This window comes from Agrococcus carbonis, from assembly GCF_900104705.1.
GTDB lineage: Bacteria > Actinomycetota > Actinomycetes > Actinomycetales > Microbacteriaceae > Agrococcus > Agrococcus carbonis.
Window position 1 is genome coordinate 1,390,924 of sequence record NZ_LT629734.1, and the last position, 20,422, is coordinate 1,411,345.

The 20,422-nt window shown below is 74.7% G+C and carries 14 protein-coding genes; 11 read left to right on the forward strand and 3 right to left on the reverse strand.

Annotated elements, in window-relative coordinates; all coding sequences use genetic code 11:
- Position 1 precedes the first annotated feature (1 nt).
- Positions 2 to 847: a DUF1206 domain-containing protein gene (locus BLT67_RS06725; protein WP_092666305.1), complete on the reverse strand. Its 846-nt coding sequence runs from the start codon at positions 845 to 847 to the stop codon at positions 2 to 4.
- A 91-nt stretch (positions 848 to 938) separates the two neighbouring features.
- On the opposite strand from BLT67_RS06725, the gene BLT67_RS06730 reads away from it, so the two are divergent.
- Both BLT67_RS06730 and BLT67_RS06735 read left to right on the forward strand, forming a co-directional pair.
- Complete coding sequence (locus BLT67_RS06730; protein ID WP_092666306.1) at positions 939 to 3,560, forward strand: ATP-binding protein; 2,622 nt, start codon at positions 939 to 941, stop codon at positions 3,558 to 3,560.
- Between the two features lie 73 nt (positions 3,561 to 3,633).
- Positions 3,634 to 6,243, forward strand: a complete 2,610-nt coding sequence (locus BLT67_RS06735) for an ATP-binding protein (protein ID WP_092666307.1) — start codon at positions 3,634 to 3,636, stop codon at positions 6,241 to 6,243.
- Between the two features lie 460 nt (positions 6,244 to 6,703).
- On the opposite strand, the gene BLT67_RS06740 is transcribed toward BLT67_RS06735, so the two are convergent.
- Positions 6,704 to 7,813, reverse strand: coding sequence for a carboxylate-amine ligase (locus tag BLT67_RS06740; RefSeq protein WP_157674248.1), 1,110 nt, complete (start codon positions 7,811 to 7,813; stop codon positions 6,704 to 6,706).
- A gap of 109 nt (positions 7,814 to 7,922) precedes the next feature.
- Between BLT67_RS06740 and ku the strand changes: the two genes are divergently transcribed.
- From ku to BLT67_RS06760, 4 genes are all read left to right on the forward strand, one after another.
- Complete coding sequence (gene ku / locus BLT67_RS06745) at positions 7,923 to 8,849, forward strand: non-homologous end joining protein Ku (RefSeq protein WP_092666309.1); 927 nt, start codon at positions 7,923 to 7,925, stop codon at positions 8,847 to 8,849.
- A gap of 1 nt (position 8,850) precedes the next feature.
- Positions 8,851 to 11,382 carry an ATP-dependent DNA ligase gene (locus tag BLT67_RS06750; RefSeq protein ID WP_231945430.1) on the forward strand — a complete coding sequence of 844 codons (2,532 nt, stop codon included), beginning with the start codon at positions 8,851 to 8,853 and terminating at the stop codon, positions 11,380 to 11,382.
- A 73-nt stretch (positions 11,383 to 11,455) separates the two neighbouring features.
- Positions 11,456 to 12,673: a CaiB/BaiF CoA transferase family protein gene (locus BLT67_RS06755; RefSeq protein WP_231945431.1), complete on the forward strand. Its 1,218-nt coding sequence runs from the start codon at positions 11,456 to 11,458 to the stop codon at positions 12,671 to 12,673.
- A 91-nt stretch (positions 12,674 to 12,764) separates the two neighbouring features.
- Positions 12,765 to 13,937 (forward strand): acyl-CoA dehydrogenase family protein, encoded by a 1,173-nt coding sequence (locus BLT67_RS06760; protein WP_092666310.1) that lies wholly within the window; start codon positions 12,765 to 12,767, stop codon positions 13,935 to 13,937.
- A gap of 156 nt (positions 13,938 to 14,093) precedes the next feature.
- Here the strand turns inward: BLT67_RS06760 and BLT67_RS06765 are convergent, their stop codons facing one another.
- Positions 14,094 to 14,618 carry a DinB family protein gene (locus BLT67_RS06765; protein ID WP_092666311.1) on the reverse strand — a complete coding sequence of 175 codons (525 nt, stop codon included), beginning with the start codon at positions 14,616 to 14,618 and terminating at the stop codon, positions 14,094 to 14,096.
- A gap of 147 nt (positions 14,619 to 14,765) precedes the next feature.
- Here BLT67_RS06765 and BLT67_RS13395 point away from each other — a divergent pair, with 147 nt between their 5' ends.
- The 5 genes from BLT67_RS13395 (at position 14,766) to paaZ (ending at position 20,403) form a co-directional block, all read left to right on the forward strand.
- Positions 14,766 to 14,918 (forward strand): hypothetical protein, encoded by a 153-nt coding sequence (locus BLT67_RS13395; protein ID WP_157674250.1) that lies wholly within the window; start codon positions 14,766 to 14,768, stop codon positions 14,916 to 14,918.
- A 269-nt stretch (positions 14,919 to 15,187) separates the two neighbouring features.
- Positions 15,188 to 16,372: a thiolase family protein gene (locus tag BLT67_RS06770; protein ID WP_092666312.1), complete on the forward strand. Its 1,185-nt coding sequence runs from the start codon at positions 15,188 to 15,190 to the stop codon at positions 16,370 to 16,372.
- Positions 16,373 to 16,526: 154 nt separating this feature from the next.
- On the forward strand, positions 16,527 to 17,381 hold the full coding sequence (locus BLT67_RS06775) for an enoyl-CoA hydratase/isomerase family protein (protein WP_092666313.1): 855 nt from the start codon (positions 16,527 to 16,529) through the stop codon (positions 17,379 to 17,381).
- Complete coding sequence (locus BLT67_RS06780; RefSeq protein ID WP_092666314.1) at positions 17,378 to 18,256, forward strand: 3-hydroxyacyl-CoA dehydrogenase family protein; 879 nt, start codon at positions 17,378 to 17,380, stop codon at positions 18,254 to 18,256. The genes BLT67_RS06775 and BLT67_RS06780 overlap by 4 nt, the downstream gene beginning before the upstream one ends.
- Positions 18,257 to 18,339: 83 nt before the next feature.
- On the forward strand, positions 18,340 to 20,403 hold the full coding sequence (gene paaZ / locus BLT67_RS06785; protein ID WP_092666315.1) for a phenylacetic acid degradation bifunctional protein PaaZ: 2,064 nt from the start codon (positions 18,340 to 18,342) through the stop codon (positions 20,401 to 20,403).
- Positions 20,404 to 20,422 lie beyond the last annotated feature (19 nt).

A 20,422-nucleotide genomic window follows, 5' to 3' on the forward strand; every position in this document is an offset into this window, starting at 1 on the left:
GTCAGCGCGACCAGGCGCCGCGCGCGAAGCAGTAGAGGCCGTAGAGCATGAGGCCCAGCGCGATCGCGACGAGCGCGATGACGCCGCCCGGCACCGACGTGAGCGACTGGAGCGCGCCGTCGAGGCCGCCCGCCTCCTCGGGATCGTGCTGCACGGCAGCGATCACGAACAGCACGCCGACGATCACGACCGCGAGCCCCTTCGCGACGTAGCCCGAGGCGCCGAGCACGTCGACCGCGCGCCGGAAGCGGCGGGGCGGCGCGACGTCCTCGCGGAACTTCAGGCGCAGGCCCTTGACGATGAACGCGACGCCGATGCCGGCGATGCCGACGCCGACGGCGCCGACGAGCAGCTGCCCGAACGGGCTCGCCATGAGGGTGGCCGAGAACGACTGGGTGCTCTCCTCGCTGTCGGAGCTGCCGCCGAGCGCGAACACGAGCGCCGTCACGCCCACCGCGACGTAGGCTGCGGCGCGGCCGCCCGCGCGCACCGCGTCCTTCCAGTCCCGCCGAGAGGCGGCGACGGCCGAGACCGCCGAGTGCACCGCGAGCAGGAGCATCGCGATGCCGACCGCCCACAGCGCGACCCCGCCGACGGGCGTCTGCTGCAGGGCCCGCATCGCGCCCGACTGGTCGGCCGAGCCGCCGGCGCCGAACGCGACCGCGAGCGCGATGCCGCCGATGATGAGGTGCACGATGCCGTTGGCGATCTGCCCGACGAGGGCGACGCGGCGCGCGGTGCGGCTGCGCTCGGCCCTCGCCGCCGCATCCTGGGCCTGCCCGGCCGCGCGGCCGGCCGCATCCTTCGCCTGCGACGCGGCGTCTCGCGCCCGCTCCCCATCCACCATCCGGCCACGCTAACCCGTCGTTCCCGGGGATGCGCCGAGGAGTTCCCGAAGAACCGTGGCGTCGCGGGGCCCGCGGGTGCAGGATTTCGCCATGAGTGGGGGACGACCGGTCATCCGCACACCCGACCAGCGCATCCGCGTGTTCGTCAGCTCGACCCTGCGCGAGCTCGCCGACGAGCGGCGGGCGGTGCGCGCCGCGATCGAGCGGCTGCGGCTCGCTCCGGTCATGTTCGAGCTCGGCGCGCGCCCGCACCCGCCGCGCGCGCTCTACCGCTCGTACCTCTCGCAGAGCGACGTCTTCATCGGCATCTACGGCGACAGCTACGGCTGGGTCGCGCCCGACGAGGAGCGCTCGGGCCTCGAGGACGAGTACCACCTGGCGCCGTCGACGATGCCGAAGCTCATCTACATCCGCGAGTCGCAGCAGCGCGAGCCGCGGCTCGAGGCGCTCATCGAGCGCATCCGCTCGGACGACACCGCCGCCTACCTGCCGTTCTCGTCGGCCGACGAGCTCGAGGAGCAGGTCGCGAGCGACCTCTCGACGCTCCTGGCCGAGCGCTTCGACCAGTCGCGGATGCCCGAGGGCGGCGGGCCGGATGAGATCCCGCCGACGCCCGTGTCGCGGCTCCCCGTGCCGTACACGCCGACCGTCGGGCGCGAGCGCGCGCTGCAGGAGGTGCGCGCGCTGCTCGAGCGGGGCGAGGATCGGGTGGTGAGCCTCGTGGGGCCCGGCGGCATCGGCAAGAGCCGGCTCGCCGTCGAGACAGCCCGCGCGACCGAGGACCTCTTCCCCGACGGCCGCTACTTCCTGCCCCTCGAGGGCGTCTTCGAGCCGGGGCTCCTGCTGCCGACGATCGCGTACGTGCTCGGCATCCGCGACAACGGCGAGGCGGCGCTCGAGGAGCGCATCGCGCGCGCGCTCGCGGGCCGCCGCACGCTGCTCGTGCTCGACAACTTCGAGCAGATCGTCGACGCGGCGCCGCTGCTCGTGCGGCTCTACGCGATCGCGCCGCAGACGACCTTCCTCGTCACGAGCCGCACGGTGCTTCGCATCCGCGGCGAGCGCGTCTACGAGGTGTCGGCGCTCGGGGTGCCCGCGGTCGCGCACGGCAGCGCCGAGCGGGCCCTGCGCTCGGCCGCGTGCCGCCTCTTCGTCGACCGGGCGCGCGCGGTGAACCCCTCCTTCTCGCTCACCGACGCCAACGCGGATGCGGTCGCCGACATCTGCCGCCGCCTCGAGGGGCTGCCGCTCGCGATCGAGCTCGCGGCGGCCAAGGCGCGCCTCCTCACGCCGCAGGGCATCGCTGAGCGGCTCGAGCAGAGCCTCCCGCTGCTGACGACCGCAGCGCGCGACGTGCCGGGCCGCCACCAGACGATGCGGTCGACGATCGACTGGAGCGTGAGCCTGCTCGAGGCCGAGCACGGCGCGCTGCTCGAGGACCTCGGCGTCTTCGCGCGGCAGTTCACGCTCGAGGCGGTCGAGGCGCTCGGCACCGGCCGCGCGTGGGAGGGGCGGGCGATCGAGGGCATCGCGGCGCTCGTCGACGCGTCGCTCGTGAAGCAGGCCGAGATCGGCGGCCGCTCGGTGCTCTCGCTGCTCGCGGTCGTGCGGGAGTACGCGCTCGGGCGGCTCAAGGAGAAGGGCGAGGCATCGGCGATGCGGGCGGCGCACGCCGACCACTACAGCGCGCTCGTCGAGCGGGTCGCGCCGGGCTTGCGCGGCCCCGGGCAGGGCGAGGCGGTCGTCGAGCTCGGGCTCGAGCTGCCCAACCTGCGCGCCGCCGTGCGGCACCTCGTGCACATCGGGCGGCTCGACGACGCGGGCGACTTCGCGTGGCGGCTGCTCGTCTACTGGTGGATCGCCGGCTTCTTCGGCGAGGTGCGCGTGTGGATGCTCGAGCTGCTCGACAAGGAGCAGCCGATCGAGCCGCGCACGCGTGCGATCGCGTGGTTCTTCGCGCTGTGGAGCGAGATGTGGCAGCGCCCCACCGAGCAGGTCGTCGCGGGCATCGGCGAGTGCGTGCGCCTCTTCACCGAGAGCGGCGACGAGGATGCCGCGGCGATGGCGACCGCCGCGCGCGCGACCGCCCGGCTGCAGCTGCCGCTGCCCGAGCTCGACACCGCCGAGCGCGAGCTCGGCGAGGCCGTCGAGCGGCTGCGCGCGCTCGAGAACCGCTGGGCCGAGGCGATCACCGAGGTGTCCCTCGGGCGGCTCGCGTGGCTGCGGGGCCGCACGGACGACGCGCAGCGGCACTTCGACCGCGCGACCGGGGTCGCCGAGGCGAGCGGCGACCTCTTCACGCTCTCGGTCGCCGGCAACCACCAGGCGCGGCTGCAGCTCGTGCGCGGCGAGATCGATGCGGCCGAAGGCGGCTGCATCCGCACGCTGCTCGTCTCGATCCGGCTGCACTTCGAAGAGGGGGTCGCCTACGGGCTCGAGGGGCTGTGCGCGGTCGCGGCGGCGCGCGGCGACGGCGAGCGCGCCGGGGCGCTCTCGTCGGCCGCCGACGGCATCCGTCAGCGCATCGGCGTGTTCGACGCCGAGGTCTTCACGGTGCACACGCCGCAGCTCGACGCGATGCGCGCGGCCGACCCGGATGCGGTGGCCGCCGGCGAGCGCCACGGCGAGACGCTGAGCGTCGTGGAGGCGATCGAGCTCGCGCTGCCGGAGGCCGAGCGCGAGCGCATCGCTCCCGCGCTGGCGCAGTGGTGAGCGAGCCGGTGGTGAGCGAGCGAGGGGTGAGCGAGCCGGTCGTGGGCGGGGCCGTGGTGAGCGGGGCGGGACGGTGAGCGACGACGCGCCCGGCCGCATCCGCACCCCCGACCAGCGGCTGCGGATCTTCGTCTCGTCGACCCTGCGCGAGCTCGAGCCCGAGCGGCGCGCGGTGCGCGGTGCGATCGAGCGGCTGCACCTCGCGCCGGTGATGTTCGAGCTCGGCGCGCGGCCGCACCCGCCGCGCGACCTCTACCGCGCCTACCTCGAGCAGAGCGACGTCTTCATCGGCATCTACGGCGAGCGCTACGGCTGGATCGCGCCGGGCGAGGAGATCTCGGGGCTCGAGGACGAGTACCGGCTCGCGCCGCCGGCGATGCCGCGCCTCATCTACCTGCGCGAGGGCGCGAGCCGCGAGCCTCGGCTCGACGCGCTCGTCGCGCGCATCGAGCAGGACGACGCGGCCTCCTACAAGGGCTACGACAGCCCCGAGTCGCTCGCCGAGCTCGTGGAGGCCGACCTCGCGACGCTGCTCGCCGAGCGCTTCGACGCGGCGCGCCAGGCTCCGACTGCGACCGCGCCCGGGATCGACCTGCGCGCGGCCCGCGCGCCCGCGCCGTACACGCGGCTCATCGGCCGCGAGCGCGAGGTCGACCGGGTGCTCGCGCTGCTCGACGACCCGGCGAACCGGCTCGTGACGCTCGTCGGGCCCGGCGGCATCGGCAAGAGCCGGCTCGCGATCGAGGTCGTGCGGCGCGCCCAGGAGCGCTTCCCCGACGGCACCGCGTTCGTGCTGCTCGAGAACGTGCTCGAGCCCGAGCTGCTGCTGCCCACGATCGGGTACGCCCTCGGCATCCGCGACACGGGCGAGATGCCGATCGAGCAGCGGCTCGCGATCGCGCTCGAGGGCCGGCGCATGCTCATCGTGCTCGACAACTTCGAGCAGCTCGTCGCGGCCGCGCCGACGATCGTCGCCCTCTTCAGCGCGGCCCCCGAGGTCACCTTCCTCGTCACGAGCCGCACGCTGCTGCGGGTGCGCGGCGAGCGCGTCGTCGACGTGCCGCCCCTCGCGGCGCAGGATGCCGACGCGCCCGACTCGATCGCCCGCGCGCGCTCGTCGCCGGCGGTCGAGCTGCTCGCCGAGCGCGCGCACGCGGTCAAGCCCGACTTCGCGGTCACGGATGCGAACGCCGAGGCCGTCGTCGGCATCTGCCGGGTGCTCGAGGGGCTGCCGCTCGCGCTCGAGCTCGCCGCCGCGCGGATGCGGGTGCTCACGCCCGCCGCGATGCTGCGGCGGCTCGACCGGCAGCTGCCGCTGCTCGTCGACGCGTCGCGCGACCTGCCCCCGCGGCAGCGCACCCTGCGCTCGACGATCGAGTGGTCGACGGGGCTGCTCGCCGAGCCCGAGCGGCTGGCGCTGCGCGACCTGTCGGTCTTCTCCCCCGGCTTCACGCTCGCCTCCGTCGAGGCGCTCGCGGCGCTCCGCGGCTGGCAGGCCGACGTGTGGACGGCGCTCGAGACGCTCGTCGACAGCTCGCTGCTCGAGCAGGACGACGTCGACGGCGAGGCCGTCTTCTCGATGCTGCAGACCGTGCGCGAGCACGGCGTCGAGCAGCTGCAGGAGGCGGGTGAGGAGCGCGCGGCGCGGGACGCGCACGCGGCCGTCTACGTCGACCTCGCGCGCCGCGAGGGCCGGGGGCTCGGCTGGGCCGACCAGCTGCGCGCCGTCGCGCGGCTCAACCTCGAGCGCGGCAACCTGCGCGGCGCGGTGCGGCACCTCGTGAGCACCGGCGACGCCGAGACGGTCGCCGACGTCGCGTGGCGCCTGTTCCTCTACTGGTGGGTCGGCGGCTACCTCACCGAGGTGCCGCTGTGGATGGAGCAGGTGAGCGACGGCGCGGGCGACCGCTCGCCGCGCGCCCGCGCGATCGCCACCTTCTACCGCTGCTGGCGCGACATGTGGATCGCGCCGTCGCACGACATCCCCGCCCAGCTGCTCGAGGCGGCCGAGCAGTTCGCCGCCGGCGGCGACGAGCTCGGCGTCGCGATGACGACCGCGACCGCCGGGCTCGCCGAGCTCTCGACCCCCGACCCCGATCTCGCGACCGCGACGGCGCGCGTCGAGGAGGGCGCCCGGCGCTTCCGCGCGGTCGGCAGCGGCTGGGGCGAGTCGCTCGCGCTCGTCGCGCTCGGGCGTGCCTCGACGCTCGGCGGCGACCTCGCGACCGCCGAGGAGCGGTTCCGGCGTGCGGTCGAGGCTGCAGAGGGCAGCGGCGACCGCTTCGCCGCGACCGTCGCGACCCACCACCTCGCCCGCGTCCGGCTCTTCGGCGGCGACGTCGACGGCGCCGAACGGCTCTACGTCGATGCGCTCGAGGGCTCGGTGGCGCTGCGCCACGACGAGGGCGTCGCCTACGGGATCGAGGGGCTCTGCGCGGTCGCGGCCGAGCGGGGCGAGGTCGAGCGGGCGGGGGTGCTCGCGGGCGCCGCCGCGACGATCCGCAAGCGCACCGCCGCGTTCGACGCCGAGGTGTTCGTCTTCCACACGCGCTACCTCGCCGCGCTCGCCGAGCGGGCGGATGCGGGGGCGCTGCGGGAGGCGGAGGAGCGGGGGCGGGAGTACGGGGTCTTCGAGGCGGCGGCGTATGCGCTCGCGGGGGTGGGGGCGAGCGGGGTCTCGTGACGGGGGTGAGCTCCGCTGGTCGAGTAGCGGGCGGCAGCCCGCGTATCGAGACCGACGGCGAGCGAGCTGGGTCTCGTGACGCGTGCGCCTGCGGCGCGCGCTCCTCGACCGGCGGGTGGACAGCTCCGCTGGTCGAGTACCGGGCGCAGCCCGCGTATCGAGACCGACGGCGAGGGAGCTGGGTCTCGTGACGCGTGCGCCTGCGGCGCGCGCTCCTCGACCGGCGGGTGGTCACTTCCGCTGGTCGAGTACCGGGCGCAGCCCGCGTATCGAGACCGACGGCGAGCGAGCTGGGTCTCGTGACGCGTGCGCCTGCGGCGCGCGCTCCTCGACCGGCGGGTGGACAGTTCCGCTGGTCGAGTAGCGGGCGCAGCCCGCGTATCGAGACCGACGGCGAGGGAGCTGGGTCTCGTGACGCGTGCGGCCTCCGGCCGCGCGCTCCTCGACCGGCGAGGCGCGGCTACGCCGTGAAGGTCGCCCGCAGCAGGCGCCCGAGCGCCGCGGCGCCGTCCGCGAGCGCCTCGCGCTGCCGGTGCGCACCGTTGCCGACCGCCCGCACGTGCTCGACGTAGGCGTCGACGCGCTCCGCATCGCCCGCGGCGACGAGGGCCGGCCGGGCCGCCCCGAGCATCCGCTCGACCACGACCCATGCGGGAGCCTGCGAGCCCGTTGCGGGGTCGACGAGGCCGTCCTCGAGCCCGTGCCGCGCCGCGTGCCAGACCGAGGCGTCGACGAGCTCGGCGTGCGAGGCCGCCTCTGCGTGCGGCAGCTCGCCCGCCGCCGCCGTCTCGACGAGCGCGCGCGCGAGCAGCGCGAGCGCGACCGTCTCGTCGGCGGTGAGCTGCGCGTCGAAGACCCGCAGCTCGACCGTCGGCCAGCGCTCGGCGAGCCGCATCATCCACGCGAGCGACGCGGTGTCGAACGTCGTGCCCATGCCCACGAGCGCGCGGACGCGACGGTCGTAGTCGGTGGCGTCGGCGAAGATCGGCGGCACCGAGGCCGTGGTGAACCGGCGCCCGACGATCGTGCGCCAGCTCGCGAAGCCCGTGTCGACCCCCGCCATGCGGGGCGAGTTCGCCGAGAGGGCGATGAGCGGCGCGAGCCACGGCCGCAGCGCCCGCATCACCGCGACGCCCTCGTCGCGCGAGCGGATCGCGACGTGCACGTGCAGCCCCTGGATCTGGTGGTCGGGCCGCATGGCGCCGAGCTCGGTGTCGAAGCGCACGTAGCGCTCGCCCGCGGCGGTGCCCGAGCGGCCCGGCCCCGGCGGCGTGCCGACGCTCGCGGCGATGAGGCCGCGCCGCTCGGCGGCCTGGCCCATCGCCCGGCGGAACTCGCGCACGACCCGGTCGGCCGCATCCGCATCCGTCAGCACGGGCGACGAGAACTCGACCTGCGCGCGCAGGTACTCGTGCGTGATGAACGACATCGACGTGTCGAGGTGCGTGAGCTCGGCGATCACCTCGTCGGCGACGTCGACCGGCGAGAGCGTCTCGGGCTCGAGCAGGATGACCTCCTCCTCGACCCCGAGGGTGCGCGGCGCCCCCGCGGGAGGCGTGCTGAGCGTCATGCCCGGATTGTCCCCCACCGGGCTGAGCATCGGATGCGCGGCGCGCTGCCCCACGAACCTGGGCGTTTCAGGGGTGGCGGCGGCCCGGGGTTCGGGGGACAGTAACCCCATGCGAGCGATCTGGAAGGGCTCGATCACCTTCGGGCTGGTCAACGTGCCGGTGAAGCTGTACGCCGCGACCGAGGAGCACGACGTCGAGCTGCACCAGGTGCACGACGCCGACGGCGGCCGCATCCGCTACCAGCGCAAGTGCGAGGTGTGCGGCAAGAAGGTCGAGTACGCGCACATCGACCGGGCCTACGACGACGGCGAGCAGACGGTCGTGCTGACGAAGGAGGACTTCGAGGCGCTGCCGGCCGAGAAGAGCCGCGAGATCGAGGTGCTCGAGTTCGTGCCCAACGAGCAGATCGACCCGATCCTGTTCGAGCGCAGCTACTACCTCGAGCCCGACTCGAAGAGCCCGAAGGCCTACGTGCTGCTGCGGCGCGTGCTCGAGGAGACCGAGCGCACCGCCATCGTGCAGTTCTCCCTGCGCCAGCGCACGCGGCTCGCGTCGATGCGGGTGCGCGACGGCGTGCTCATGGTGCAGACGCTGCGCTGGGCCGACGAGGTGCGCGCCGCCGAGTTCGACAGCCTCAGCAGCGACATCACGGTCGGCGACCGCGAGATGCAGCTCGCCCGCTCGATCGTGTCCGAGCTCGAGGCCGACTTCGAGCCCGAGCAGTACGTCGACGAGTACCAGGAGCAGCTGCGCACGCTCGTCGAGGCGAAGCTCGAGCAGGGCGACGCGCTCGACACCGCCGCGACCTTCGGCAAGGCCGAGGACGAGGGCGGCGAGGTCATCGACCTGCTCGAGGCGCTGCAGCGCTCGGTCGAGAAGAAGAAGGCGGATGCGGCGGGCACGAAGTCCGGGTCCTCCAAGTCGGGTGCCAAGGGGCGCACGAAGCAGGCGGCCGCCGACGAGGACGAGGCTGCCGACGCGGACGCGAAGCCGAAGCCCGCCAAGAAGCGCGCGACGAAGAAGAAGTCCGCCTGACGTGGCCGACGCCGACCGGATCGCCGTCGGAGGGAGGCGGCTGCGGTTCTCGAACCCCGACAAGGTGCTGTACCCGGCCACCGGCACGACCAAGCGCGACGTGCTCGAGTACGTGCTGCGCGCATCCGCACCCCTCATGGCGCACATGGCCGGCCGCCCCGTCACGCGCAAGCGCTGGCCCGACGGCGTCGGCACCGAGGATGCGCCGGGCGAGGTGTTCTTCCAGAAGACGCTCGAGCGGGGCGCGCCCGAGTGGATCCAGACGATCGAGCAGCGCCACTCCACGGGCCCGAAGCACTACCCCGTCGTGACCGAGCCCGCGGTGCTCGCGTGGATGGCGCAGATGGGGGCGCTCGAGCTGCACGTGCCGCAGTGGCGGGTCGTCGACGGCGAGCGCTGGAACCCCGACCGGCTCGTGCTCGACCTCGACCCGGGCGAGGGCGCGACGCTCGACGACTGCGCGCGCGTCGCGCTGTGGGTGCGCGAGCTGCTCATCGACATCGGGCTCGACCCCGTGCCGCTCACGAGCGGTTCGAAGGGCATCCACCTCTACACGCGGCTCGACGGCACCGTCACCTCCGAGCAGGCGAGCGAGGTCGCGCACCAGCTCGCGCGGTCGCTCGAGGAGATGCACCCCGACCTCATCGTGAGCGACATGAAGAAGGCGAAGCGGCAGGGCAAGGTGCTCATCGACTGGAGCCAGAACTCCGGCTCCAAGACGACCGTCGCGCCCTACTCGCTGCGCGGGCGGCTGCGGCCGACCGTCGCGGCGCCGCGCACGTGGGACGAGATCGAAGCCGGCGGGCTCACGCAGCTCGAGTACGGCGAGGTGCTCGAGCGGCTCGAGCGCGACGGCGACCTCATCGCGGCGCTCGACCCGCCGCCCGACCGACTCGCGAAGTACCGCGGGCTGCGCTCGGCCTCCCGCACGCCCGAGCCGATCCCCGAGGGGCCGCCCGTGCCGGGCGCGGGCACGGGCGACTCGTGGGTCGTGCACGAGCACCACGCGCGGCGGCTGCACTACGACCTGCGGCTCGAGCAGGAGGGCGTGCTCGTCTCGTGGGCGGTGCCGAAGGGGCTACCGGGCGCGGGCGACGGCAACCGGCTCGCGGTGCAGACCGAGGACCACCCGCTCGAGTACGGCGGCTTCGAGGGCACGATCCCGAAGGGCGAGTACGGCGCGGGTGAGATCCGCATCTGGGACGCGGGGCGCGTGGAGCTCGAGAAGTTCCGCGACGACGAGGTGATCGGCACGCTGCACGGCCGGCCCGACGGGGGGCTCGGCGGCGAGCCCTACCGCTTCGCGCTCATCCGCACGGATGCCGAGCAGCGGCACTGGCTGCTGCACCGCATGAAGGAGCAGGACCCGGCGCGGGATGCGCGGAAGAAGGGGTATGCGCCGCCGGTCGTCGGCGGGAGCGGCGCCGCCACGGAGGGCGAGACGCCTGCGGCGGGCTCGGCGGAGGGCGGCTCGGCGAAAGGCGGCTCGGCGAAAGGCGGCTCGGCGAAGGCCGGCTCGGCGAAGGCCGCTGCGAAGCCTGCCGGTGCCCGCGCGAAGGCCGCACCGCAGACCGAGCTGCGCCCGATGCTCGCGACGGCGGCCGACGCATCCGACATCGACGACGAAGCGGAGTGGTCGTACGAGCTCAAGTGGGACGGCTGGCGCGCGATCGTGCAGGTGAGCGGCGACGAGGTGCGGCTCGTGAGCCGCGGCGGCAAGGACTACGCGGGCGCGTTCCCCGAGCTCGCCGCGGCCGTGCCGGGTGCGGTCGACGCCGAGGAGGCGGTGCTCGACGGCGAGATCGTGGTGCTGCAGCGGTCGGGATCGAGCGCGGGGTCGGCGAGCTTCGCGGCGCTGCAGGAGCGCGGCGGGCTCGAGGGCCGGCAGGCGGCGCGGGCCGCCGCGCGGACGCCGGCGACGCTCATGCTCTTCGACGTGCTCGAGGTCGAGGGTCGGCGGCTCGTCGACGAGCCGCTCGAGGCGCGGCAGGCGCGGCTCGCCGAGCTCGTGCGCGAGGGGCCGCGCGTGAAGCTCTCGAAGCCGCTGCGCGGCGACCTCGCGAGCATCCTCGAGGCGACGAGCGAGCGCGGCCTCGAGGGCGTCATGGCCAAGCGGCGCGAGAGTCGCTACCGGTCGGGCGCCCGCTCGGGCGACTGGCTCAAGCTCAAGCACGTGCTCGCGCGAGAGGTCGTCGTGATCGGCTGGCTCGAGGGCAAGGGGTCGCTCGCGGGCACGGTCGGCTCGCTCGTGCTCGCGCTGCCGGGCGAGGGCGGGCGGATGCGCTACGCCGGCCGGGTGGGCACGGGCTTCACCGATGCCCAGCGCGATCGGCTGCGCGAGCAGCTGCGCGAGCGGAAGACCGTGCCCGCGGTCGACGACCTGCCCTCGGACGTCGCGCGGACGGCACGGTGGGTGCGCGCGACGGTCGCCGAGGTCGAGCACACCGAGCTCACCGCCTCCGGCGCCCTGCGTCACCCCGTGTGGCGGGGCCTCCGCCCCGACAAGTCGCTCGCCGACCTGAACGCGCGGTAGTCGGCAGGAGCGGAGCACCCCGGGCGGGGGCCGCAGGGCGATCCGCGCACGCCCTTTCAGGCATGCTGGCAGGGTGAGCCACGACGCCCCGCCCGACGACGCGCCGCTCGCAGGACTGCTGGTCGCAGACCTGTCGCGCGTGCTCGCCGGGCCGCTCGCCGGCACAGCGCTCGCGGATCTCGGCGCGCGCGTCATCAAGGTCGAGCAGCCGGGCGTCGGCGACGGCACCCGCACCTGGTCGCCGCCCGCGTCGGCCACCGGCTCGACCTACTTCGACAGCGCCAACCGCGGCAAGGAGTCGGTCGCGCTCGACCTGACCGATCGCGACGACCGCGCCCTCGCCCGCGAGCTCATCGCTCGCGCCGATGTCGTGATCGAGAACTTCCGGCCCGGCGGCGCCGCCCGGCTCGGGCTCGACCGCGACGCGCTGCTGCGCGAGCATCCGCGGCTCGTGTGGTGCTCGATCACCGGGTACGGCGCACAGCCCGGCGGTGCCGACCGGGCCGGCTACGACTTCGTCGTGCAGGCGGCGAGCGGCCTCATGCACATCACGGGCGACGCCGACGGACCGCCGACGAAGGCCGGCGTCGCGGTCGTCGACGTGCTGACGTCGAAGGACGCCCTCTCCGGCATCCTCGCGGCGCTCCTGCGGCGCGAGCGCACCGGGCGCGGCGGCCTCGTCGAGGTCGCGCTGCTGACGAGCGCGCAGGCGGCGCTCGTCAACCAGCTGCAGACCGTGCTCGGGCCCGTCGTGCCGCCAGCCGACGCGGATCGCGATGCCGCGGGCGCGCCGGCGACCGAGCCGCGCCGAGCCGGCAGCGCGCATCCGTCGATCGTGCCCTACCAGCTGCTCGACACCGGCGACGGGCCGCTCGCGGTCGCGGTCGGCACCGACGCGCAGTTCCGGGCCTTCGCCGCCCTGCTGGGCGCGCCGGAGCTCGCCGACGACGCGCGCTTCGCGACCAATCCCCAGCGCGTCGCCCACCGCGAGGCGCTCGTGCCGCTGCTCGAGCGCGCGCTCGCGCGCCACGGCGCCGCCGTGTGGGAGCGGCGGATGCTCGCCGCCGGGCTCGTCGCGAGCCGCGTGCGCACGATCGGCGAGGGCCTCGAGCTCGCCGCGGAGCTCGGTCTCGAGCCCGTCGTCGAGGTGCGCGGCGGCGCCGGTGCCGGCCGGCAGCCCGCCTCCCCCATCCGCATCGACGGTCGCGCGCGCACCGCGAGCGCCGCGCCGCCCCTGCTCGGTGAGCACGACGCCGACGTGCGGGGCTGGCTGTCGCGACCCGCGCCGTGACCCCGGCATCCCGCCGACCCGCGCAACCACACCCCGCCTCCGCCCCCGACGCATCCGACCCGACCCACGCCGATCCACACCGAGGAGCCCCATGACTACCGACCTGCTCGATCTCGAATCGCTGCTCACCGACGAGGAGCGCGCGGTGCGCGCGCGGGTGCGGGCGCTCGTCGACCGGGAGGTCCGCCCGCACATCGCGGACTGGTTCGAGCGCGGGCACTTCCCGCGCGAGCTCGCGCCCGTGCTGGGCGAGGCCGGGCTGCTCGGCATGCACCTGACGGGCCACGGATGCGCGGGGCGCTCGGCGGTCGAGTACGGCATCGCGATGCAGGAGCTCGAGGCCGGCGACAGCGGCATCCGCACCTTCGTGTCGGTGCAGGGGTCGCTCGCGATGACGGCGATCGCGAAGCACGGGTCGGAGGAGCAGCGGCAGCAGTGGCTGCCGCGCATGGCGGCCGGCGAGGCGATCGGGTGCTTCGGGCTCACCGAGCCCGGCGCCGGGAGCGACCCCGGCGCGATGACGACGTTCGCGCGGCGCGACGGCGACGACTGGGTGCTCGACGGCGCGAAGCGCTGGATCGGGCTCGCGTCGATCGCGGACGTCGCGGTCATCTGGGCGCAGACCGAGGAAGGGGTGCGCGGCTTCCTCGTCGAGACCTCCGCGCAGGGCCGACCGACGCCGGGCTTCACCGCGACGCCGATCGAGCCGAAGCTCTCGATGCGCGCGTCGATCCAGTGCGACATCGTGCTCGACGGCGTGCGCGTGCCGGAGTCGGCGCGGCTCCCGGAGGCGCGCGGGCTGCGCGCGCCGTTCGAGTGCCTCAACGAGGCGCGCTACGGCATCGCGTGGGGCGCGCTCGGCGCCGGCCGCGATGCGCTCGAGGTCGCGCTCGCCTACGCGGGCGAGCGCGAGGTCTTCGGCCGGCCGCTCGCGGGCATGCAGCTGACGCAGGCGCGGCTCGCCGAGATGGTGCTCGCGCTGCAGCAGGCGCAGCTGCTCGCGCTGCACCTCGGCCGCCGCAAGGACGCGGGGCTGCTGCGCCCGCACGAGATCTCGATGGGCAAGCTCGCCTCCTGCCGCACCGCGATCGAGATCGCGCGCGAGGCGCGGGCGCTGCTCGGCGGCAACGGCGTCTCGCTCGAGCACTCCCCGATGCGGCACGCGGCCAACCTCGAGAGCGTGCGCACCTACGAGGGCACCGACGAGGTGCACACCCTCGTGATCGGGCAGGCGCTCACGGGCATCGCCGCCTTCCGCGGGTAGTCCCCCGCCCCCGCTGGTCGAGGAGCGCTCCCACCCGCTGGTCGAGGAGCGCGCGACCGCAGGCCGCCCGCGTCACGAGACCCACCCCGCTGGTCGAGGAGCGCGCGGCCGCAGGCCGCCCGCGTCACGAGACCGAGGCAGCGATCCGCCGCCGCCTCAGCGAGCCTTCGTCACATCGACGACGTGGTGCTCGAGGTCGTGCAGCGCGTAGACGAGCAGCGTCTCGACCGTGAACACCGAGCCGTTGGAGCGCCTGCCCGGCCGGCCCCACGCATCCGCGGGCACCGCATCCGCCGCGTTCGCGAGCTGCGCCGCGGCGAGGTCGACCTCGGCGGCGACGTGCTCGGGGTCGAGGCTCGCGTAGTCGCCGTCGATCGCCGCCTGATCCTGATCCCAGTTCGCGAACACGGGATCGTCCTCGCCGAGCATCTGGTGCAGCCGCGTGCGCATCACGTCGCACACGTCGCGCACGTGCGCGGCGTACTCGAGCGGCGACCACGTCGCGTCGTCGGGCCGCTCCGTCACTGCGTCGCCGTGCAGCCGCTGGTGCATCGCGGCGGCGGCGTGGCGGATGCGGCGGCCGAGGTCGTCGCGCGGCGCGTCGAGCGGGTCGAACCCGCACTCGGGGCACCGCTCGTGCAGCACCCACGTCCAGTCCTTCGTGTCTGGCTCGATCGGCATGCCGCCAGCCTGGCACGGCCGGGCCGGCCCCGCACGGCCCGGCCCGGCTGCGGATCATCCCCGAGGATGACCCGCTCTGGCCGTCGGGCGGATGCGGCGGCCCACCCCGGATTCCTAGCGTCGGAGGCAGACGGAGAGGACCGCACCATGGAGATGTTCGAGCTGCTGCAGACGATCGCGAGCGCATCGCTCGTGGCGCTCGCGATCGCCGCGGGGACGGTGGTGGCGCTCGGCGCCGTCGTCATCGGGCTCGCGCGCGGCGCCGAGCTGCTGGGCCGGCGGGGCGGCCGGCGCGCCTGACGCTCGCGCGCCGCCCGGCCGCACGACGAGCGCGGCGTCATCGGTCAGCCGGTGCTCGGCCCCAGCGAGCCGCCCGCCAGCCCGAAGAGCGTGACACCCGGTTGACGAACGGCGGCAGCGCGCACCCGTCCACGCAGGCGGCACGGCCGCGCACGGCCGCGCGGACCGCGCCGCGCTTGCAGCCGCATCCGCCGCCGCATACTGTATTCCTGAACGATCGGTCACTAATTCGGTCCGGTCGGCCCGCAGACAGCGCAGTCAGGAGTCCCATGCCCGAGGCCCTTCTCGTCGGCGGCGTCCGCACGCCCGTCGGCCGCTACGGCGGCGCACTCGCGAGCATCCGCCCCGACGACCTCGCCGCCCTCGTGGTCGGCGAGGCCGTGCGCCGCGCCGGCATCGAGGGCCAGCCGGTCGACGAGGTGATCCTCGGCGGCGCCAACCAGGCCGGCGAGGACAACCGCAACGTCGCCCGCATGGCCGCGCTGCTCGCGGGCCTGCCCGACGAGACGCCCGGCATCACCGTCAACCGGCTCTGCTCGAGCGGCATGTCGGCCATCATCATGGCCTCGCAGATGATCCGCGCCGGCGACGCCGACCTCGTGATCGCCGGCGGCGTCGAGTCGATGACCCGCGCGCCCTGGGTGCAGGCGAAGCCCGAGCGGGCGTGGGCGAAGCCCGGCGAGGCGTTCGACACGTCGATCGGCTGGCGCTTCACCAACCCGCGGCTCGCGGCGCGCGACAAGGCGACCTTCTCGATGCCCGAGACCGCCGAGGAGGTCGCGCGCGTCGACGGCATCACCCGCGAGGACGCGGACGCGTTCGCGCTGCGCTCGCACGAGCGCGCGATCGCAGCGATCGACGCCGGCCGCTTCGCCGACGAGATCGTCGCCGTGCCGACCAAGGCCGGCGACGTGGCGGTCGACGAGGGCCCGCGACGGGAGACGACGATGGATGCGCTCGCGCGCCTCCGCCCCGTCGTGGCCGGAGGGTCGGTGGTCACCGCCGGCAACGCATCCAGCCTCAACGACGGCGCATCGGCGATCGTCGTCGCGAGCGACGCCGCCGTCGAACGGCTCGGCCTGACGCCCCGCGCGCGCGTCGTGGGTGGCGCGAGCGCCGGCATCGCGCCGGAGATCATGGGGCTCGGGCCCGTGCCCGCGACCGAGAAGCTGCTCGCGCGCACCGGGCTCTCGATCGACGACCTCCGGGCGATCGAGCTCAACGAGGCGTTCGCGACGCAGTCGCTCGGCACGATCCGGCGGCTCGGGCTTGACGAGTCGATCGTCAACGCCGATGGCGGCGCGATCGCGCTCGGCCACCCGCTCGGCTCCTCGGGCTCGCGGCTCGTCGTGACGCTGCTCGGCCGCATGGAGCGCGAGGGCGCCGACCGGGGCCTCGCCACGATGTGCGTCGGCGTCGGCCAGGGGACGTCGATCATCGTGGAGCGCGTATGAGCGCCGCGTCGCCTTTCGCTGGTCGAGTAGGTCGGCGCAGCCGGCCGTATCGAGACCATGACCGTCCGTCGTCTCGATACGCGGCCTCCGGCCGCTACTCGACGAGCGAGCGGGAGGCGGCCCGCCGCCGCGCTACGAGCGAGGGGGCGGGGCGATGAGCGAGACCCTCCGCATCGAGGATCGCGGCACCCACCTGCTCGCCACCCTCGACCGCCCCGAGAAGCGCAACGCCATCGACCAGGAGCTCGTCGACGCACTCCACGCCCTCTGCGCCCGGCTCGAGGTCGAGCGCCGCACCCTCGTGCTCGCGGGCGCCGGCGGCTCGTTCGCGGCCGGCGCCGACATCGCGCAGCTGCGCGAGCGCCGCGCGCCCGACGCGCTCGCCGGCATCAACACCCGCTGCTTCCAGCGCATCCGCGCCCTGCCGATGCCGGTGATCGCCGTGCTCGACGGCTACGCGCTCGGCGGCGGCGCCGAGCTCGCCTACGCCGCCGACATCCGCATCGGCACGCCGACGCTCAAGATCGGCAACCCCGAGACCGGGCTCGGCATCATCGCCGCGGCCGGCGCGACCTGGCGGCTGCCCCAGATCGTCGGCGACGCGCTCGCGAGCGAGATGCTGCTCACCGGCCGCATCCTGGGCGCCGACGAGGCGCTCGCCGCGGGCCTCGTGAGCGCCGTGCTCGAGCCCGAGGCGGCCCTCGCGCGCGCGACCGAGCTCGCCGAGCGGGTCGCCGCGCTCGACCCGGCCGCGACCCAGGCGACCAAGCGCGCGCTGCTCGCGCCCGCGCATGAGCACCCGCGCATCGAGCTCAGCGAGCAGGCGGTGCTGTTCGAGAGCGACGAGAAGATGCGCCGCATGACCGACTTCCTCGAGCGGCGCGGCCGCTCGAGCGGCAACCGCCCGGCAGAGCGCGGCTCGGCCGACACCAGCCCGGGCGAGACCAACTCCGCCCCCAGCAGCGCGGCTGCCACCAGCCGAGCCGACACCGATCAGGAGCAGCGATGACCGCAGACGACACGGATGCCGTGGTCGGCGCAGGCGCGCCCGAGCGCGTCGGGGTGCTCGGCGGCGGCCGCATGGGCGCCGGCATCGCGCACGCGTTCGTGCTCGCCGGCAGCCAGGTGGTCGTCGTCGAGCGCGACGACGTCGCCGCGCACGCGGCCCGCGAGCGGGTCACCGAGAGCCTGCGGAGGAGCGTCGAGCGCGGCTGGTCCGAGCCGCTCGCCGAGCTCGAGGGCCGCGTGGCGACCGCGGTCGACGTCGCCGCCTTCGCCGGCAGCGGTCTCGTGATCGAGGCCGTCCCCGAGGACGAGGCGCTCAAGGCGGATGCGCTCGGCCGCGTCGAGGCGGTCCTGGCGCCCGAGGCGGCGCTCGCGAGCAACACGTCCTCGATCTCGATCGACCGGCTCGCGGCGGGCCTCGCGCGCCCCGAGCGCTTCCTGGGTCTCCACTTCTTCAACCCGGTCCCCGCATCCGCGCTCGTCGAGATCGTGCTCGGCGAGGCGACGGTCCCGGCGCTCGCGAACGACGCGCGCGCGTGGGTCGAGGCGCTCGGCAAGACGCCCGTCACCGTGCACGACGCGCCGGGCTTCGCGAGCTCGCGGCTCGGCGTCGCGATCGGGCTCGAGGCGATCCGCATGGTCGAGGAGGGCGTCGCGAGCCCGGGCGACATCGACGCCGCGATGGAGCTCGGCTACAAGCACCCGGTCGGCCCCTTGCGCACGACCGACATCGTGGGGCTCGACGTGCGGCTCGGCATCGCCGAGCAGCTGCACCGCGACCTGGGCGACCGCTTCGCGCCGCCGCAGCTGCTGCGCGACATGGTCGCCGACGGCCGCCTCGGCAAGAAGAGCGGCCGCGGCTTCTACCACTGGGATTGACCCGCAGGTCGAGGAGCGCGCCGCGCAGCGGAACGCGTCAGGAGACCGGAGACGACGAGACGACGAGAGAAGAAGGATCGACGATGACCCGACTGCTGCCCAGCTACATCCAGGACGCCTGGTGGGAGCCCGCCGACGCGACCGACGCCGCGGTCGTCCGCGACGCATCCACCGGTGAGGAGGTCGTGCGCGTCAGCGCCGCAGGCCTCGACCTCGATGCCGCGCTCGAGCACGCGCGCACCGTCGGCCAGCACAGCCTCGCGCCGCTCACGTTCCACCAGCGGGCGATCCTGCTCAAGCAGTTCGCGCTCGCCCTCACCGAGCGCAAGCACGAGCTCTACGAGCTGAGCGTCAAGGCGGGCGCGACGAAGGCCGACAGCTGGGTCGACGTCGACGGCGGCATCGGCGTGCTCTTCACCTACTCGTCGAAGGGCCGGCGCGAGCTGCCGCAGTCGTCGATCTACCTCGACGGGCCCGCCGAGGTGCTCTCGAAGGACGGCTCGTTCCTCGCCCGCCACATCTGCACGACGCTGCCGGGCGTCGCGGTGCAGATCAACGCGTTCAACTTCCCCGTCTGGGGCTCGCTCGAGAAGCTCGCGCCCGCGTTCCTCGCCGGCATGCCGACGCTCATCAAGCCGGCGACCCCCACGGGCTTCGTCGCCGAGCACATGGTGCGCATCCTCGCCGAGTCGGGCCTGCTGCCAGCCGGCAGCGTGCAGCTGCTGAACGGCTCGGCGCGCGAGCTCATGGACCACCTGCGCCTCGGCGACACCGTCGGCTTCACGGGCAGCGCCTCGACCGCCGACGCGCTGCGCCGCCACGAGGCCGTGCAGGCCCGCGGCGTGCGCTTCACCGCCGAGACCGACTCGATCAACGCATCCGTGCTCGGGCCCGACGCCACCGAGGGCACCCCCGAGTTCGACGCGTTCGTGCGCGGGCTCGTCACCGAGATGACGTCGAAGGCGGGGCAGAAGTGCACGGCCATCCGCCGCGCGATCGTGCCGAGCGGCATGACGGATGCGGTGGCCGCGGCCGTGCGCGACCGGATCGCCGCGAAGGTGGTCGTCGGCGACCCGCGCGCCGAGGGCGTCACGATGGGTCCGCTCGCGTCGGTCGAGCAGCGCGACGAGGTGCTGCAGCAGGTCATGAAGCTGCGCGAGGGCGGCGGCGCGATCGTCGTCGGGGGCGACGCGGGCCACGTGACGCTCGCCGACGGGTCGATGGGCGAGGCGCCCGAGTCGAGCGCGTTCGTCGCGCCGACGCTGCTCGCCTTCGAGGACCCCGAGGCGGATGCGCTGCACACGATCGAGGCGTTCGGCCCGGTCTCGTCGCTCGTCGAGTACGGCAGCGCTGAGCAGGCCGCCGAGCTCGTGGCGCGCGGCGGCGGATCGCTCGTCACCTCGGTCGCGTCGCACGATGCGGCATTCGTGAGCGAGCTCACCCGCCGCATCGCGCCGCACAACGGCCGCATCCTGCTGCTCGACCGCGACGACATGCGCGCCTCGACCGGCCACGGCTCGCCGCTGCCGATGCTCGTGCACGGCGGGCCCGGCCGCGCCGGCGGCGGCGAGGAGCTCGGCGGCATCCGCTCGGTGCTGCACCACATGCAGCGCACCGCCGTGCAGGGCTCGCCGGCCATGCTCACGGCGCTCACCGGGGTGTGGCACGCGGGGGCGCCGGCGTCGGCCGAGGCACCGCATCCGTTCCGCAAGTCGCTCGCCGAGCTGCGGATCGGCGACCAGGTGGTCTCGGAGCGGCGCGAGATCAGCCTCGACGACATCGAGCACTTCGCCGAGTTCACCGGCGACCTCTTCTACGCCCACATGGATCAGGAGGCGGCAGAGGCCAACCCGTTCTTCCCCGGGCGGGTCGCGCACGGCTACCTGCTGCTGTCGTTCGCGGCGGGGCTCTTCGTCGAGCCGGCACCCGGCCCCGTGCTCGCGAACACGGGCCTCGACAACCTGCGCTTCATGACGCCGGTCTCCCCCGGCGACTCGCTGCGCGTGACGCTCACCGCCAAGCAGATCACCCCGCGCGAGACCGAGGACTACGGCGAGGTGCGGTGGGATGCGGTGCTCACGAACCAGCACGACGAGACGGTCGCGCAGTACGACCTGCTGACCTACGTCGCGAAGACCGCATCGTAGGTCGAGGAGCGCGCGGCGC

Bases quoted from the DNA above. Each gene is read 5' to 3' on its own strand.
- BLT67_RS06770 (WP_092666312.1), top strand. From the start codon at position 15,188: ATGCCCGAGGCCCTTCTCGTCGGCGGCGTCCGCACGCCCGTCGGCCGC.
- BLT67_RS06725 (WP_092666305.1), bottom strand. From the start codon at position 847: ATGGTGGATGGGGAGCGGGCGCGAGACGCCGCGTCGCAGGCGAAGGAT.
- BLT67_RS06730 (WP_092666306.1), top strand. From the start codon at position 939: ATGAGTGGGGGACGACCGGTCATCCGCACACCCGACCAGCGCATCCGC.
- BLT67_RS06780 (WP_092666314.1), top strand. From the start codon at position 17,378: ATGACCGCAGACGACACGGATGCCGTGGTCGGCGCAGGCGCGCCCGAG.
- BLT67_RS06765 (WP_092666311.1), bottom strand. From the start codon at position 14,618: ATGCCGATCGAGCCAGACACGAAGGACTGGACGTGGGTGCTGCACGAG.
- BLT67_RS06775 (WP_092666313.1), top strand. From the start codon at position 16,527: ATGAGCGAGACCCTCCGCATCGAGGATCGCGGCACCCACCTGCTCGCC.
- paaZ (WP_092666315.1), top strand. From the start codon at position 18,340: ATGACCCGACTGCTGCCCAGCTACATCCAGGACGCCTGGTGGGAGCCC.
- BLT67_RS13395 (WP_157674250.1), top strand. From the start codon at position 14,766: ATGGAGATGTTCGAGCTGCTGCAGACGATCGCGAGCGCATCGCTCGTG.
- ku (WP_092666309.1), top strand. From the start codon at position 7,923: ATGCGAGCGATCTGGAAGGGCTCGATCACCTTCGGGCTGGTCAACGTG.
- BLT67_RS06740 (WP_157674248.1), bottom strand. From the start codon at position 7,813: ATGACGCTCAGCACGCCTCCCGCGGGGGCGCCGCGCACCCTCGGGGTC.
- BLT67_RS06760 (WP_092666310.1), top strand. From the start codon at position 12,765: ATGACTACCGACCTGCTCGATCTCGAATCGCTGCTCACCGACGAGGAG.